This is a genomic window from Streptomyces sp. NPDC003038, from assembly GCF_040611115.1.
Lineage (GTDB): Bacteria > Actinomycetota > Actinomycetes > Streptomycetales > Streptomycetaceae > Streptomyces.
In genome coordinates, this window is record NZ_JBEXNN010000001.1 from 122,383 (window position 1) to 135,650 (window position 13,268).

Genomic DNA, 13,268 nt, shown 5'->3' on the forward strand with positions numbered 1-13,268 from the left:
CCAGTGGTTCCCTCTTCGCTTCGCCCCACCGGTTCCCCGGTGGGGCGAAGTGCTGCATGGGGACAGACAGGGCAGGTAGGACAGATCGGACCGGCAGACAGATGGGCCTTTCGTATGTGGCCGAACTTCTTACCTTTTGCGTCCACTTATGTCCGATAAGTGGAACCCCCGCCTCTCTTTCTGTCAGAGCGAACCAGTAGCATCCGGCCAACCGGTGATGCCACCTGGTGAGTTCGTGACAGGGGTTGAGGAAAAGACGTGAGAATAGGTCGAGTGCGCGGTACGGCTTTGGCCGCCGCGCTCGGTGTCGTAGCGGCACTGGGCTTCCAGGGAGTGGCCGGTGGCGCCGGTACGGACGCCTCGGACGGCGGAGGACCGGCCGCGGTCGCCTACAGCGCCACCGCCGGGGAGAACGGTCCCGTCGAGGCAGAGGTCCACAAGCTCCCTCTGAAGCCGAAGGGTGACGGTCAGGCCGTCCTCTCGCAGCAAGGCACCAAGCCCTTCGGGCTGCTGGGCGTGTCCTGGACGAACCCCGCGGCCGAGATGAAGGGCACCATCGAGGCCCGCAGCCGGGACGCCGTGACCGGCAAGTGGTCGGACTGGATCGCCCTGGAACCGGTCAAGTCCGATCTCGACGGCAAGCGCGCCTCGGCGCGCGGCGCCACCGAGCCGGTCTGGGTCGGTCCGTCGGACGGTGCCGAAGTACGGGTGGCCGGCGACAAGGGTGCCGGCGTACTGCCGGCCGGGCTGGAGCTGAACCTGGTGGACCCGGGCTCGGGCACCGCCGGCTCCGCGAAGAAGAGCGGTGACCTGAACGCCGCCCCAGTGGCCTTCGCCGCCCCGGCGACGGAGCCCGCGCAGCCCCCGTCGGTCCCCGGACCGACGTCGACGGCGCCGCGGCCGACCGTGGTCACGCGGGCCGAGTGGGGCGCGGACGAGTCCCTCAACAACGAGGGTCCCGTCTACCTCCCCGAGCCACTGATCAAGGCGTTCTTCGTCCACCACACGGCGGCCAGCGCGCCGTACGAGTGCTCCCAGTCCGCCGCGATCGTCCGCGGCCTGCACGCCTACCACGTGCAGAGCCTCGGGTGGCGGGACCTCGGCTACAACTTCCTCGTCGACAAGTGCGGCACGATCTTCGAGGGCCGGCAGGGCGGTATCGACCAGCCCGTCATGGGCGCGCACACCTTCGGCTGGAACTCCCAGTCGACGGGCACCGCGATCCTCGGTGACTACACGAGCGCCGGGGCCTCGGCCGCCGCGCTCGACGGCGTCTCCAAGGTCGCCGCGTACAAGCTGGGCCAGTACGACGGGGACATGAACGGCACGACGACGCTGACCGCGGGTGCCACCCAGAAGAACTTCTACGGCGCCTCCTACACCGCCGACCAGCCGTACACGTTCAAGACGCTCTCGGGTCACCGGGACGGCTACAACACCGAGTGCCCGGGCAATTCGCTCTACCCGCAGCTGGACACGATCCGCCAGTCCGGTCCCGCGGCGGCGCTGAAGATCGCCTCGGTGAACGGGGCCCCGGCCGGGTCCGCCGTCACGACCCCCGGTCCCGTGACCGTCAACTGGAGCACCAGCACGGCGAGCACCAAGCTCAGCAAGTTCGAGCTGCTGGTCGACGGCAACTCCGTCACGACCGTCGCGGGCACCGCCCGTTCGGCGTACACGGTACTGGCCGTCGGCAGCCACCAGGTCCAGGTCCGGGCGACCGCGCTGAACGGCAAGGTCTCCACCAGCCTGCCGGTCACCGTCGTGGCGGAGGTGAAGGCGGCCAAATTCGTCCCGGTCACCCCGAAGCGCCTGATGGACACGCGGGAGGGCCTGGGCGTCGCCAAGGCCCCGGTCGGCGCCGGCGGCGTCGTCACCCTGCCGGTCGCCGGCGTCGGGGGAATCCCCGCCACCGGCGTTACCGCCGTGGTGCTGAACGTGACGGCCACCAACCCGACGGAGCCCAGCTTCGTGTCGGTGTACCCGAGCGGAACCACCCGCACCAGCGCCTCGAACCTGAACTTCGTCGCGGGCCAGACGATCCCCAACCTGGTCGTCGTCCCCGTGATCGACGGAAAGGTCAACTTCTACAACCACAACGGCACCGTCGACCTCATCGCCGACATCACCGGCTACTTCACGTCGAGCGGTGAAGGTGCCACGCACACCAACTTCGGCCCGAAGCGCCTGATGGACACCCGTGAAGGCCTGGGCGTCCCCAAGGCCCCGGTCGGCCAGGGCGGCGTCGTCACCCTGACCGTCGCGGGCGTCGACGGAATCCCCTCCACCGGCGTTACCGCCGTGGTGCTGAACGTGACGGCCACCAACCCGACGCAGCCCAGCTTCGTGTCGGTGTACCCGAGCGGAACCACCCGCACCAGCGCCTCGAACCTCAACTTCGTGGCGGGCCAGACGATCCCCAACCTGGTCGTCGTCCCCGTGATCGACGGAAAGGTCAACTTCTACAACAACGTCGGCACCGTCGACCTCATCGCCGACATCACCGGCTACTTCACGTCGGGCGGCGAGGGCGCCAACCACCTCAACTTCGGCCCCAAGCGCCTGATGGACACCCGTGAAGGCCTGGGCGTCCCCAAGGCCCCGGTCGGCCAGGGCGGCGTCGTCACCCTGACCGTCGCGGGCGTCGACGGAATCCCCTCCACCGGCGTTACCGCCGTGGTGCTGAACGTGACGGCCACCAACCCGACGCAGCCCAGCTTCGTGTCGGTGTACCCGAGCGGAACCACCCGCACCAGCGCCTCGAACCTCAACTTCGTGGCGGGCCAGACGATCCCCAACCTGGTCGTCGTCCCCGTGATCGACGGAAAGGTCAACTTCTACAACAACGTCGGCACCGTCGACCTCATCGCCGACATCACCGGTTACTTCACCAAGTGATCTGAGCTCACGTCTGCCTCACTTCGCCCCACCGGTTCCGCCGGTGGGGCGAAGTGCTGTCCGGGGCCTTGGCGCGCACACCGGCCGGTACGGGCCCGGGCGTGGCCTGCGGCCCTCCCCGCGGGCACCACCCCCCTTTCCGGGCGGGGGCGGTTGCCCGTACAGTCACCTGACGCACCGTCAGGTCTGCTGTCGGCATCGCGGAGGGAACCGTCCATGCGCCTGGGACTCGCACTCGGCTACTGGGGCCGCGGCCCCGATCCGGCCCATCTCGACCTCGCCACCGAGGCCGAGAACCTCGGCTACGACTCGGTGTGGACCGCCGAGGCCTGGGGCTCCGACGCCTTCACCCCGCTGACCTGGATCGCCGCCCACACCTCGCGGATCCGCCTCGGCACGGCCATCGCGCAGATGGCCGCCCGCACCCCCACCGCCACCGCCATGCACGCCCTCACCCTGGACCACCTCTCCGGCGGCCGGATGATGCTCGGCCTGGGCCTCTCCGGCCCGCAGGTGGTCGAGGGCTGGTACGGGCGCCCCTTCCCCTCCAGCCCGCTCACCGCGACCCGCGAGTACGTCGACGTCATCCGCCAGGTGCTGCGCCGCCAGGGCCCGGTCGCGCTGGACGGACGCTTCCACAGCCACCCGTACCGGGGTGAGGACGGCGCCGGCACCGGCAAGACGCTGCGGCCCATCACCCACCCCCTCCGCGCGGACCTGCCCCTGCTCCTGGGCGCCGAAGGCCCGAAGAACATCGCCCAGACGACGAGGATCGCCGACGGCTGGCTCCCCCTCTACTGGTCACCGACCCGCACCGACGTGTACCGGGCATCGCTGACCGGTCTGCCCGAGGGCTTCATGATCGCGCCGATGGCCCGCGCCAAGGTCTGCGACGACGTCGCCGAGGGACTCCTGCCGGTCAAGGCGATGCTCGGCTTCTACATCGGGGGCATGGGGCACGCGGCACGCAATTTCCACGCCGACCTCATGGCCCGCATGGGTTACGAGGACGAGGCCCGCCGCATCCAGGAGCTGTTCCTCGCCGGGCGCAAGGAGGAGGCGGTGCTCGCCGTCCCGGACGCCTTCGCCGACGAGATCTCGCTGATCGGACCGCGGGAGCGCATCGCCGAACGCCTGGAGCTGTGGCGCGAGGGCCCGGTCACCGACCTGCTCCTCACGGCCCCGGACCCCCACACGCTGCGGGTGCTGGCGGAACTCAACAGCTAGTGCTGTGACCGTCCCGTTGCGGCACTAGGGCGTGTCCGGCCCCGTGTCGTCTCGCGCCACGGCCTGCGGCACGCCTTCCAGGAGCTCGCGCAGATCCAGGGGCATGACGGCGATCTCGATGCTGCCGCCGCCCTCGTACGTACAGGTGACGATCCGTGAGCCGGGGTTGATGGAGATCCCCTCCCGCACGGAGGGCGCGCGCAGGGCGGTGGCGCGGCCGCCGGGCAGCGCCACGGGCTCACCGCGCCCGGGGACCCACCGGGCCACGCCCTGATCGACGTACACCCGGCCCGTCCGCCAGCGGCCCTCACCGGCCGGATGCCGCGCCATGCACGGGATCCCGGGCACGGGTCCGCCGGCCACCCGGCGCAGGTGCTTGCGCCGCAACAGCCAGCCGGCCCCGGCCGCCCCGAGGACGACCACCACGAATTCGATCACACGACCCATTGAAGCAGGCCGGACAGGGCTCAGCCGCCCAGCTGGGAGGTGCTCGGGACCTGGTCCTTGACCTCCGCGCCCGCGCTCTTGCCGGCGTCCTTCACATTGCCGATGATCTTCTCGAAGGCGCCGACGTCGGCTTCGCTCGCCTCGCCCTTGCGCAGCTTCGTCCCGAGGTCCTTGAGCGAGTCGATGCCCGCCGACAGCGGGGCCACCGCCTTCGACAGCAGCGGGTCGCCCTTGGCGTTGTTGACGGCCGCCTTCAACCGGTTGTAGGTGAACGCGCCCGCGAGGCCCGCCTTGACCAGCGCGAACTTGCGGCCCTCCGCGCCCTGCTTGAACTTGCCCTCGCGGTACGGCTTGACGATCCACTGGTACGTCGCCCCGGCCGCGAGCCCCGCGTTGGCGACGAAGCGCGTCTTGGCGAACTTCTGCGCCTCCGCCGAGCTGGTGGGCGTGGCCGTCCCGGTCGCGGCGGCGGTGTCCTTCTCGTCACTGCCGCACGCGGTGCTCCCGGCGAGCAGCGCGGTGGACAGGATCACCGCGGCCAGGGCGCGGCGGAATCTGGCGGTACGGGGTGCGGGCACGGTTTCCTCCGGGGGCTCGGGGATCTTCCGCAGCCTCACCCGGGGCGCCGGGCTGCGCCACTTGGGGGACCCGTTCGGGTTTACAGCGCGCTTACGCGGCAAGACGGATGACATGTCCCCACTCACGCGTTCCCACGCCCGAGGTAGCAGTCAGGCAGGGCGAGCCGTCGCCTTGGTAGCGGACGTCGCCGCCCTGATCATCGCCCTGTGGATCGTGCTGTACCTGCTCGACGCCAACCAGGGAAACGGACTCGTCCAGTTCTTCCACAACGCCGCCACCTGGCTGGCCGGCTGGTCCCATGACCTGTTCACCTTCAGCCGCGAATGGATCCAGGTGGTGGTCGGTTACGGCCTGGCGGCCGTGGTGTACCTGATCCTCGGCCACCTGATCGCCGGCTGGCTCTACCGCCGCTGATCACGCCGACAGCGCCCCCTGGGGCGGGACCGCCCTGCGGCGGTCCCGCCCCACCCCTGACTCTCAGCCCCGTCGGCTCCTGCGATGCGGAGCGCCGGCAGCCGCCCGCACCGGCTACGGGCAGCAGTCGGGCTCCAGCCCGCCCGGCAGGGCCGACCCGCCGAACACCGACGTCGTCGCCTCGTCCCCGCCCAGCGCGGCCACCGCGAGCAGCAGCGACCCGGCCGTCCACGTCGTCTGCTCCACCGGCCACACGGCCTTGTCCTGGAACACGTACCCCGTCCAGTACATGCCGTTGTCGGCACGCAGGTGGGTGATCGAGCGCAGGACGTCCAGCGCCCGGTCCGACTCCCCCATCGCCCAGAGCGCGATCGCGAGCTCACAGGACTCGCCGCCGGTCACCCACGGATTCGGCAGGACGCAGCGCACGCCGAGCTCCGGCACCACGAACTCGTCCCAGCGTTCCTCGATGCGGGCCGTCGCCTCGGGGCCGGTCAGGGCTCCGCCCAGCACCGGGTAGTACCAGTCCATCGAGTAGCGGTTCTTGTCGAGGAACCGCTCGGGGTGCCGGCGGATGGCGTGCCGGAGCGCGCCCACCGCGAGTTCCCAGTCGGGCTGCGGCTCCTCGCGGTGCTCGGCGATGGCCAGGGCGCAGCGCAGTGCCTGGTGGATGGAGGAGGACCCGGTCAGCAGCGCGTCGGTGACCGCCGTGCCGTCGGGTTCCCGCTTCCAGCCGATCTCGCCGCCCGGCTGCTGGAGCGCGAGCACGCACTCGACGGCCGCGAAGACGGCGGGCCACATCCGGTCGAGGAAGGCATCGTCGCCGGTGGACAGGTAGTGGTGCCAGACGCCGACGGCTATGTAGGCGGTGAAATTGGTTTCGCGGCTCGCGTCCTGCGGCTCGGTGGTGTCCACGCCGTCCGCCCGGTCGGCGTAGGCCGCGTACCAGGAGCCGTCCCGGTTCTGGTGCCGGGCCAGCCACATGTACGCCCGCTCGGCGGCTTCGTGCTCGCCGGCCACGTCCAGCGCCATCGCGGCCTCGGTGTGGTCCCACGGGTCCAGGTGGTGCCCGCGGAACCACGGGATGGCTCCGTCCGCCCGCTGCGCGGCGAGGATGCCGGCCACCGTCGCGGCGGCCTCTTCGGCGGTCAGTACGCCGTCCAGGACGAGGTGTTCGGGTGCGGTGCGCCCGGGCGAGCTCACTGGGCGGCGCCGACGGGGAGGTGCGGCTTGGTCGCGTACGCCACGAAGCTCTTGCCGATGACCGGGTTGAGCACCTGCTCCGCGAGCCGGGTGGCCATCGGCTTCTTCATGATGTCCCAGACCAGGAGCTTGTGGTACGCCTTGACCGGCAGCGCCTTGTCGTTGTCGACGCCGAAGGCGCACTTGAGCCACCAGTAGGGGGAGTGCAGTCCGTGCGCGTGGTGCGTGCCGTAGGGCTTGAGGCCGGCCTGCCTCATCTTGCCGAGCAGCTCGTCCGCCTTGTAGATGCGGATGTGGCCGCCCTCGACCTCGTGGTACGCGTCGCTCAGCGCCCAGCAGATCTTCTCCGGGCCGTAGCGCGGCACGGTGACGGCGATGCGCCCGCCGGGCTTCAGCACGCGCACCATCTCGGCGAGGACGCCCTTGTCGTCGGGGATGTGCTCCATCACCTCGGAGATGATGACGACGTCGAAGGACTCGTCGGGGAAGGGCAGGGCGAGCGCGTCGCCCTCCATGGCGGTGGCGGTGGCTCCGGCCGGGGCCTCACCGGCCTCCTTCATGGCGGCGAACCACTTGGCGACCTCGCGGATCTCCTCGCCGTTGCGGTCGACGGCGACCACTTGGGCGCCTCGCCGGTAGCACTCGAAGGCGTGCCGGCCTGCGCCGCAGCCCAGATCGAGCACGCGGTCGCCGGCGGCGAGCGGGAACCGGGAGAAATCGACGGTCAGCACGGGGTCCTGCCTTCGCGGTCGCGGGGGTGGTGAGGGGGAAGCGGAAGCGGAATCGGGGGGAAGGTCACCGCGTACGGCGGGTACGGGCGGCCTGCTCGATGGCGGCCCGGTAGTGCCCGACGGTGCCCTCGGCGGCCTTGGCCCAGGTGAACCGGGACAGCACCCGGTCGCGCCCGGCGGCGCCGAGCCGGGCGCGCAGCCGCGGGTCCTCCAGCAGCCGGCCCAGCGCGGCGGCCAGGGCGCCCGCATCGCCCGGCGGCACCGCGAGGCAGGTCTCGCCGTCGGGGCCGGCGACCTCGGGGATGGCGCCGCCGGTGGTGGCGACGAGCGGGGTGCCGGTCGCCATGGCTTCGGCCGCCGGGAGCGAGAAGCCTTCGTAGAGGGAGGGGACGCAGGCGACCTGCGCGCTGCGGACGAGGTCGACGAGCTCGGCGTCGGTGATGCCCTTGACGAACCGGACGGCGTCCTGGAGCGCGTACTTCTCGATCGCGCGCGCGACGGGGCCGCGCTCGGCGCGCTTGCCGACGACGACGAGGTGGGCGTCGGGCCGCTCGGTGCGCAGCTTCGCCAGCGCCTCGACGAGGTGCACGAGCCCCTTGAGCGGCACGTCCGCGCTGGAGGTCGTGACGATCCGGCCGGGGACCTCGGCGACGGAGGCGTCGGGCGACCACAGGTCGGTGTCGGCGCCGATGTGGACGACGTGGATGCGCTCGTCCCGCACGCCCAGGTGCTGGGCGATCTCCTGCTTGGAGGACCCGGAGACGGTCAGCACGGACGGCAGCCTGCGGGCCACGCGCCCCTGCATGCGGGTGAAGCCGTACCAGCGCCGTACGGAGACCCGCTTCTTGCGGTCCTTCGCGGCGGCGAGGTCCAACTGCCGGTCCACGGTGATCGGGTGGTGGATCGTGGTGACGAGCGGCGCGCCGAGGTCGGCCAAGAGGCCGTAGCCGAGCGTCTGGTTGTCGTGGATGACGTCGAACTCGCCGACGCGGGCGGCGAGGTGGCGCCGAGCCCGCAGCGAGAAGGTCAGCGGCTCGGGGAATCCACCGGTCCACATGGTGGCGACCTCAAGCGCGTCGATCCAGTCCCGGTACTCGTCGCGCTTCGGGGTGCGGAAGGGGTCGGGGTGCCGGTACAGGTCGAGGCTCGGCAGCTCGGTGAGCGAGGCGCCCGTGTCGAGGACCGGGTAGGGCTGGGCGCCGATCACCTCGACGGAGTGTCCGAGGCGGACGAGCTCGCGCGAGAGGTGGCGGACGTAGACGCCCTGGCCGCCGCAGAACGGGTTCCCCTTATAGGTGAGGAGTGCGATGCGCAGCGGGCGGTCGCCGTCGGTGGCGGAACCCGCGAAAGGGCTCGTCACCATGGCCTCAGCGGTCACTCTCGGCCCCCTTCTCCCTGCACTTTCGCCGGAGCGTAACCGCTCGCATAATGTAGAACAAGTTTCAGACTTGATCCGTTGAAGACCATTGAATCTACCGGCCGGAAACCACACCGTAAGAGGCGGAGCAGGTGATTCACGCCACGGCTCCAGCGCCTGCCATGCTGGCCCCCGATCAGCCCCGAGGCGGACCGGATCAGCCCGCGCGACGCACACGCAACGCCACGTACGCAACGCCCAAGCAAGGTCCAGGCAAGGCCCACGTAACACCCAGACAGCGCCACACATCGACATACAGCGACATACAGCGACACGGAACGATACGGAACGACGCCGAACGCCATGGAACGGGACACATGACAGCGGAAGCCAAAGCCGTCAGCATACCGGCGTCCCCTCCCCTGACGGAGCGCCAGGAGGCCCGCCGCCGCCGGATCCTGCACGCCAGCGCCCAGTTGGCCAGCCGGGGCGGTTTCGACGCCGTCCAGATGCGCGAGGTCGCGGAGTCGTCCGGCGTGGCGCTCGGCACCCTCTACCGGTACTTCCCGTCCAAGGTGCACCTGCTCGTCGCCACCATGCAGGACCAGCTCCAGCACATGCACACCACCCTGCGCAAACGCCCGCCGGCCGGCGACGACCCGGCGGCGCGGGTCGCGGAGACCCTGATGCGGGCCTTCCGCGCCCTCCAGCGGGAGCCGCACCTGGCCGACGCGATGGTCCGGGCGCTGACCTTCGCGGACCGCAGCGTGAGCCCCGAGGTGGACACGGTCTCCCGGCTGACCACGGCGATCATCCTGGACGCGATGGGCCTGGACTCCCCGCCGACGGCCGAGCAGCTCTCGGCGGTGCGGGTGATCGAGCACACCTGGCACTCGGCGCTGATCACGTGGCTGTCGGGCCGTGCCTCGATCGCCCAGGTCAAGATCGACATTGAAACGGTCTGCCGCCTGATCGACCTGACCTCCCAGGAAACGGCCTGATCCCACCCCCGGGGGGCCCGGACAGGACCTAGTCCTCCGGCGGGAACACCACCTCGCCGCTGCCCGCCAGGGTGATCGCGATCGCCTCCACCGGGCAGCCCTCCGCCGCCGTCAGGACCGGTTCGTTCGGGTCCGTCTCCGCCGCGCGGGGGTGTGACTGGCGGGCCGAGTCGAGGGTGAAGCCCTCCGGGGCGTGGTTCACGCACATGCCCGAGCCGATGCAGACCGTGCGGTCCACCTCGACCTGCCAGCGGTCGCCCATCAGGCACCCGCCCGGCCGGCGCCCGGTGCGTACGCGGCCGGCAGGTGGATCATCTTGTGTTCGAGGTACTCGCTCAGGCCCTCCGGCCCGAACTCCCGTCCCAGGCCGCTGTTCTTGTAGCCGCCGAACGGCCCCAGCATGTCCAGGCTGAAGGTGTTCACGTTGAAGGTGCCGGTCCGTATCCGGCGGGCGAAGTCGATGCCGTGCTCGACGTCACCGGTCCATACGCTGCCGCTCAGCCCGAAGTCGGAGTCGTTGGCGATGCGCGCCGCCTCCGCCTCGTCCCCGTACGGGATCAGGCACACCACCGGGCCGAAGATCTCCTCGCGGGCGATCCGCATCGCGTTGTCGACGTCGCCGAAGAGGGTGGGCTCGACGTACCAGCCCCGCTCCAGCCCGGCCGGGCGGCCGCCGCCGGCCAGGACCTTCGCGCCCTCCTCCTGGCCGATGCGGATGTAGTCCAGGGACCGCTGCTGCTGCCGCTGCGCCACCAGCGGCCCGAGCTGCGTCGCCGGGTCCAGCGGGTCGCCGACGACCAGCGCCCCCGCCGCGGCGGCCAGGGCCTCGGCGACCTCCTCGTACCGGCCGCGCGGTGCGAGGACGCGGGTCTGGGCCACGCACGCCTGGCCGTTGTTCATCCACGCCGCGGGGACGATTCCGGCGATGGCGGATTCCAGGTCGGCGTCCGGGAGGACGACGGCCGCCGACTTGCCGCCGAGTTCCAGGGTGACGCGGGTGAGGTTGCGCGCGGCGACCTCCATGACGCGCTTGCCCGCGGCGACCGAGCCGGTGAAGGCGACCTTGTCGATGCCGGGGTGGCCGACCAGGTACTCGCTGACCTCGCGGTCGGCGGGCAGGATCGACAGCACGCCCTCGGGCAGTCCGGCCTCTCGCGTGATGTCGGCGAGGATGTACGAGTCGAGAGGGGACTCGGGGGACGGCTTCAGGATCACGACCGATCCGGACAGCAGCGCGGGCGCGAGTTTGGCGGCGGCCACGAACTGCGGGACGTTCCACGGGATGACGGCCGCGACGACCCCCACCGGCTCCCGCCGCACCAGGATCGGCCCGAGCACCCCCTGGCGGTGCTCCTCGTACGGGAAGTCACGCGCGACGGTGATCGCCGCGTCGTAGACCATCATCGGGCCGAGCGCCTGGGCGAGGATGCTCCAGGAGTACGGGGACCCGTTCTGGGAGCTGATCGAGCGGGCGATCTCCTCGTGCCGGACGACGATGGCGTCCTTGATCCGGGAGACGACGGCGATCCGCTCGTCCAGGCTCATCCGGGGCCACGGCCCCTCGTCGAAGGCTTTGCGCGCCACCTCGACGGCCCGGTCGACGTCCGCCTTCGAGGCGTGCGGGACGCTGCCGATGACCTGCTCGGTGTGAGGGGAGACGACCTGGATGGTGTCGGTGCCCAGCGGATCCGTCCACTCCCCGCCGATGAGCAGTTGTCCGTGTTCCACGAGCTCGGTCATGGCAGATGCCTCCTGCGGCTTGGCGGTTCCAGAACTGATACCAGTTCTAGTTCGAGGAGTCCACGGCCAGGACGAACCCCGGGAAGGATCCGACGACTAGTCAGGAGGGCGTCGACATGGTCGACTTGGGCTCCTACTGGAACAGGTTCTCGTTGCGTTCCCGGAGAACAAGGAAACAGGGGGCTCTCATGTCAGAGGATCCGGCCCGGGCGACGCAGGCGGCGCCGCAGGCGGCACCCCAGTCCCCACAGCCGCCACCGCACGTCACCGACCACGGCGGAGGCGTGTGGGGCATCAAGGTCCCCATCCCCGACAATCCGCTGGGACACACCCTCGTCCACGTCCTCGACACCGACCGCGGGCCCGTCCTCGTGGACACCGGCTGGGACGACCCCGCCTCCTGGCACACCCTCGTCGCAGGCCTCGCCGCGCTCGGCATCGCGGTCTCCGGCGTCCACGGCGTGGTCATCACCCACCACCACCCCGACCACCACGGCCTGTCGGGCCGGGTCCGGGAGGCGTCCGGCGCCTGGATCGCCATGCACGCCGCCGACACCGAGATCGTCGTACGGACCCGCCGGGCCGAGCCCGGCCTCTGGCTGGAGTACATGAGCGAGAAGCTCACCGCCGCCGGAGCCCCCGAGGAGCACGTCGCCCCCCTGCGCGCCGCCCGCGCGAGCGGCCGCGCGAGCACGCTGCCCGGCCTGCGGGCCGCCGTCCCCGACCGGGAGATCGTCCCCGGCGACCTGCTCCCCCTCGCCGGCCGCCGCCTGCGCGCGATCTGGACCCCCGGCCACACCCCCGGGCACGTCTGCCTGCACCTGGAGGAACAGCACCCGGCGAACCTCCCCGGCCACGGCCGCCTCTTCTCCGGGGACCACCTGCTGCCCGGGATCTCCCCGCACATCGGCCTCTACGAGGACCCCGGGGACACCCGCGTCACCGATCCCCTCGGCGACTACCTCGACTCCCTCGAACGCATCGGCCGCCTCCGGCCGGCCGAGGTGCTTCCAGCCCACCAGCACGCCTTCACCGACGCCGCCGGGCGCGTACGGGAACTCCTCGACCACCACGAGGAGCGGCTGACGGGCCTGTGGGAGCTGCTGGCCGAGCCGCTGACCCCGTGGGGGCTGGCGGAGCGGATGGAGTGGAACCGGCCGTGGGCGCAGATCCCGTACGGCTCCCGCAACATCGCCGTCTCGGAGGCGGAGGCGCACCTGCGGCGGCTGGTGAAGCAAGGGCGCGCGGAGGCGGTCCCGGGGAGCGAGCCGGTGACGTACCGCGCGCTGTAGGGCGTACGGGAGGACCGCGGCACCGGCCGGCGGCCCGGCGCGCGCACGCGCTCGCAGCGGCGCGGCCCCGCGCGCGGCACCGGCGCCGGTAAGGACCGCTCCCGGCCGGCGCCCCGTGCCCGCGGTCTACGGGCCGGTACAGTGTGCCCGTCGTCCACACTTCCGTACGGGGGGAAGCCGGTGCGAATCCGGCGCTGACCCGCAACCGTGACCCGCTCCCGGCACCGCCCGGGCGGGGAGCCGGATTGCCCCGTACCGGAGGTGCGCGGCTCGTGCCGCCGGGTCCCCCGGCGGCCGGCACCGTCGAGGTAAACGGAGCCGGAGCCCGGTGCCTGCGCGTGCCTGCCTCCCGCTCCCCAGCACGAGAGGCACCCGCCCC

The 13,268-nt window shown here is 71.5% G+C and carries 12 protein-coding genes and 1 riboswitch; of the genes, 5 read left to right on the forward strand and 7 right to left on the reverse strand.

Features of this window, described 5'->3' with window-relative positions; translation table 11 throughout:
• Positions 1-258: 258 nt before the first annotated feature.
• Positions 259-2,898, forward strand: coding sequence for an N-acetylmuramoyl-L-alanine amidase (locus ABZX75_RS00530; protein ID WP_355406261.1), 2,640 nt, complete (start codon positions 259-261; stop codon positions 2,896-2,898).
• A gap of 216 nt (positions 2,899-3,114) precedes the next feature.
• Entirely contained in the window at positions 3,115-4,125 is a 1,011-nt protein-coding gene (locus ABZX75_RS00535) for an LLM class F420-dependent oxidoreductase (RefSeq protein WP_355406263.1), read from the forward strand.
• A gap of 24 nt (positions 4,126-4,149) precedes the next feature.
• Here the strand turns inward: ABZX75_RS00535 and ABZX75_RS00540 are convergent, their stop codons facing one another.
• Both ABZX75_RS00540 and ABZX75_RS00545 read right to left on the reverse strand, forming a co-directional pair.
• Positions 4,150-4,563: a hypothetical protein gene (locus ABZX75_RS00540; RefSeq protein ID WP_355406264.1), complete on the reverse strand. Its 414-nt coding sequence runs from the start codon at positions 4,561-4,563 to the stop codon at positions 4,150-4,152.
• A gap of 29 nt (positions 4,564-4,592) precedes the next feature.
• Positions 4,593-5,150, reverse strand: coding sequence for a hypothetical protein (locus ABZX75_RS00545; protein WP_355406266.1), 558 nt, complete (start codon positions 5,148-5,150; stop codon positions 4,593-4,595).
• A gap of 112 nt (positions 5,151-5,262) precedes the next feature.
• Here ABZX75_RS00545 and ABZX75_RS00550 point away from each other — a divergent pair, with 112 nt between their 5' ends.
• Entirely contained in the window at positions 5,263-5,565 is a 303-nt protein-coding gene (locus ABZX75_RS00550; protein ID WP_355406268.1) for a hypothetical protein, read from the forward strand.
• 114 nt (positions 5,566-5,679) lie between these two features.
• On the opposite strand, the gene ABZX75_RS00555 is transcribed toward ABZX75_RS00550, so the two are convergent.
• From ABZX75_RS00555 to ABZX75_RS00565, 3 genes are all read right to left on the reverse strand, one after another.
• On the reverse strand, positions 5,680-6,768 hold the full coding sequence (locus ABZX75_RS00555) for a prenyltransferase (RefSeq protein ID WP_355406270.1): 1,089 nt from the start codon (positions 6,766-6,768) through the stop codon (positions 5,680-5,682).
• Positions 6,765-7,499 carry a class I SAM-dependent methyltransferase gene (locus ABZX75_RS00560; protein WP_355406272.1) on the reverse strand — a complete coding sequence of 245 codons (735 nt, stop codon included), beginning with the start codon at positions 7,497-7,499 and terminating at the stop codon, positions 6,765-6,767. The genes ABZX75_RS00555 and ABZX75_RS00560 overlap by 4 nt, the downstream gene beginning before the upstream one ends.
• A gap of 64 nt (positions 7,500-7,563) precedes the next feature.
• A complete protein-coding gene (locus ABZX75_RS00565) occupies positions 7,564-8,877 on the reverse strand; it encodes a glycosyltransferase family 4 protein (protein ID WP_355406274.1) in 1,314 nt (437 codons plus the stop codon).
• Positions 8,878-9,233: 356 nt separating this feature from the next.
• On the opposite strand from ABZX75_RS00565, the gene ABZX75_RS00570 reads away from it, so the two are divergent.
• Entirely contained in the window at positions 9,234-9,857 is a 624-nt protein-coding gene (locus tag ABZX75_RS00570; RefSeq protein ID WP_355406276.1) for a TetR family transcriptional regulator, read from the forward strand.
• 28 nt (positions 9,858-9,885) lie between these two features.
• On the opposite strand, the gene ABZX75_RS00575 is transcribed toward ABZX75_RS00570, so the two are convergent.
• A complete protein-coding gene (locus tag ABZX75_RS00575; RefSeq protein ID WP_355406278.1) occupies positions 9,886-10,119 on the reverse strand; it encodes a ferredoxin in 234 nt (77 codons plus the stop codon).
• Positions 10,119-11,597 (reverse strand): aldehyde dehydrogenase, encoded by a 1,479-nt coding sequence (locus tag ABZX75_RS00580; RefSeq protein WP_355406280.1) that lies wholly within the window; start codon positions 11,595-11,597, stop codon positions 10,119-10,121. Before ABZX75_RS00580 ends, ABZX75_RS00575 begins: the two co-directional genes overlap by 1 nt.
• Before the next feature lie 188 nt (positions 11,598-11,785).
• Here ABZX75_RS00580 and ABZX75_RS00585 point away from each other — a divergent pair, with 188 nt between their 5' ends.
• Complete coding sequence (locus ABZX75_RS00585; protein WP_355406282.1) at positions 11,786-12,889, forward strand: MBL fold metallo-hydrolase; 1,104 nt, start codon at positions 11,786-11,788, stop codon at positions 12,887-12,889.
• A 170-nt stretch (positions 12,890-13,059) separates the two neighbouring features.
• Positions 13,060-13,140: riboswitch (cobalamin riboswitch) on the forward strand.
• Positions 13,141-13,268 lie beyond the last annotated feature (128 nt).

Bases quoted from the DNA above. Each gene is read 5' to 3' on its own strand.
- ABZX75_RS00585 (WP_355406282.1), top strand. From the start codon at position 11,786: ATGTCAGAGGATCCGGCCCGGGCGACGCAGGCGGCGCCGCAGGCGGCA.
- ABZX75_RS00575 (WP_355406278.1), bottom strand. From the start codon at position 10,119: ATGGGCGACCGCTGGCAGGTCGAGGTGGACCGCACGGTCTGCATCGGC.
- ABZX75_RS00570 (WP_355406276.1), top strand. From the start codon at position 9,234: ATGACAGCGGAAGCCAAAGCCGTCAGCATACCGGCGTCCCCTCCCCTG.
- ABZX75_RS00550 (WP_355406268.1), top strand. From the start codon at position 5,263: ATGTCCCCACTCACGCGTTCCCACGCCCGAGGTAGCAGTCAGGCAGGG.
- ABZX75_RS00535 (WP_355406263.1), top strand. From the start codon at position 3,115: ATGCGCCTGGGACTCGCACTCGGCTACTGGGGCCGCGGCCCCGATCCG.
- ABZX75_RS00580 (WP_355406280.1), bottom strand. From the start codon at position 11,597: ATGACCGAGCTCGTGGAACACGGACAACTGCTCATCGGCGGGGAGTGG.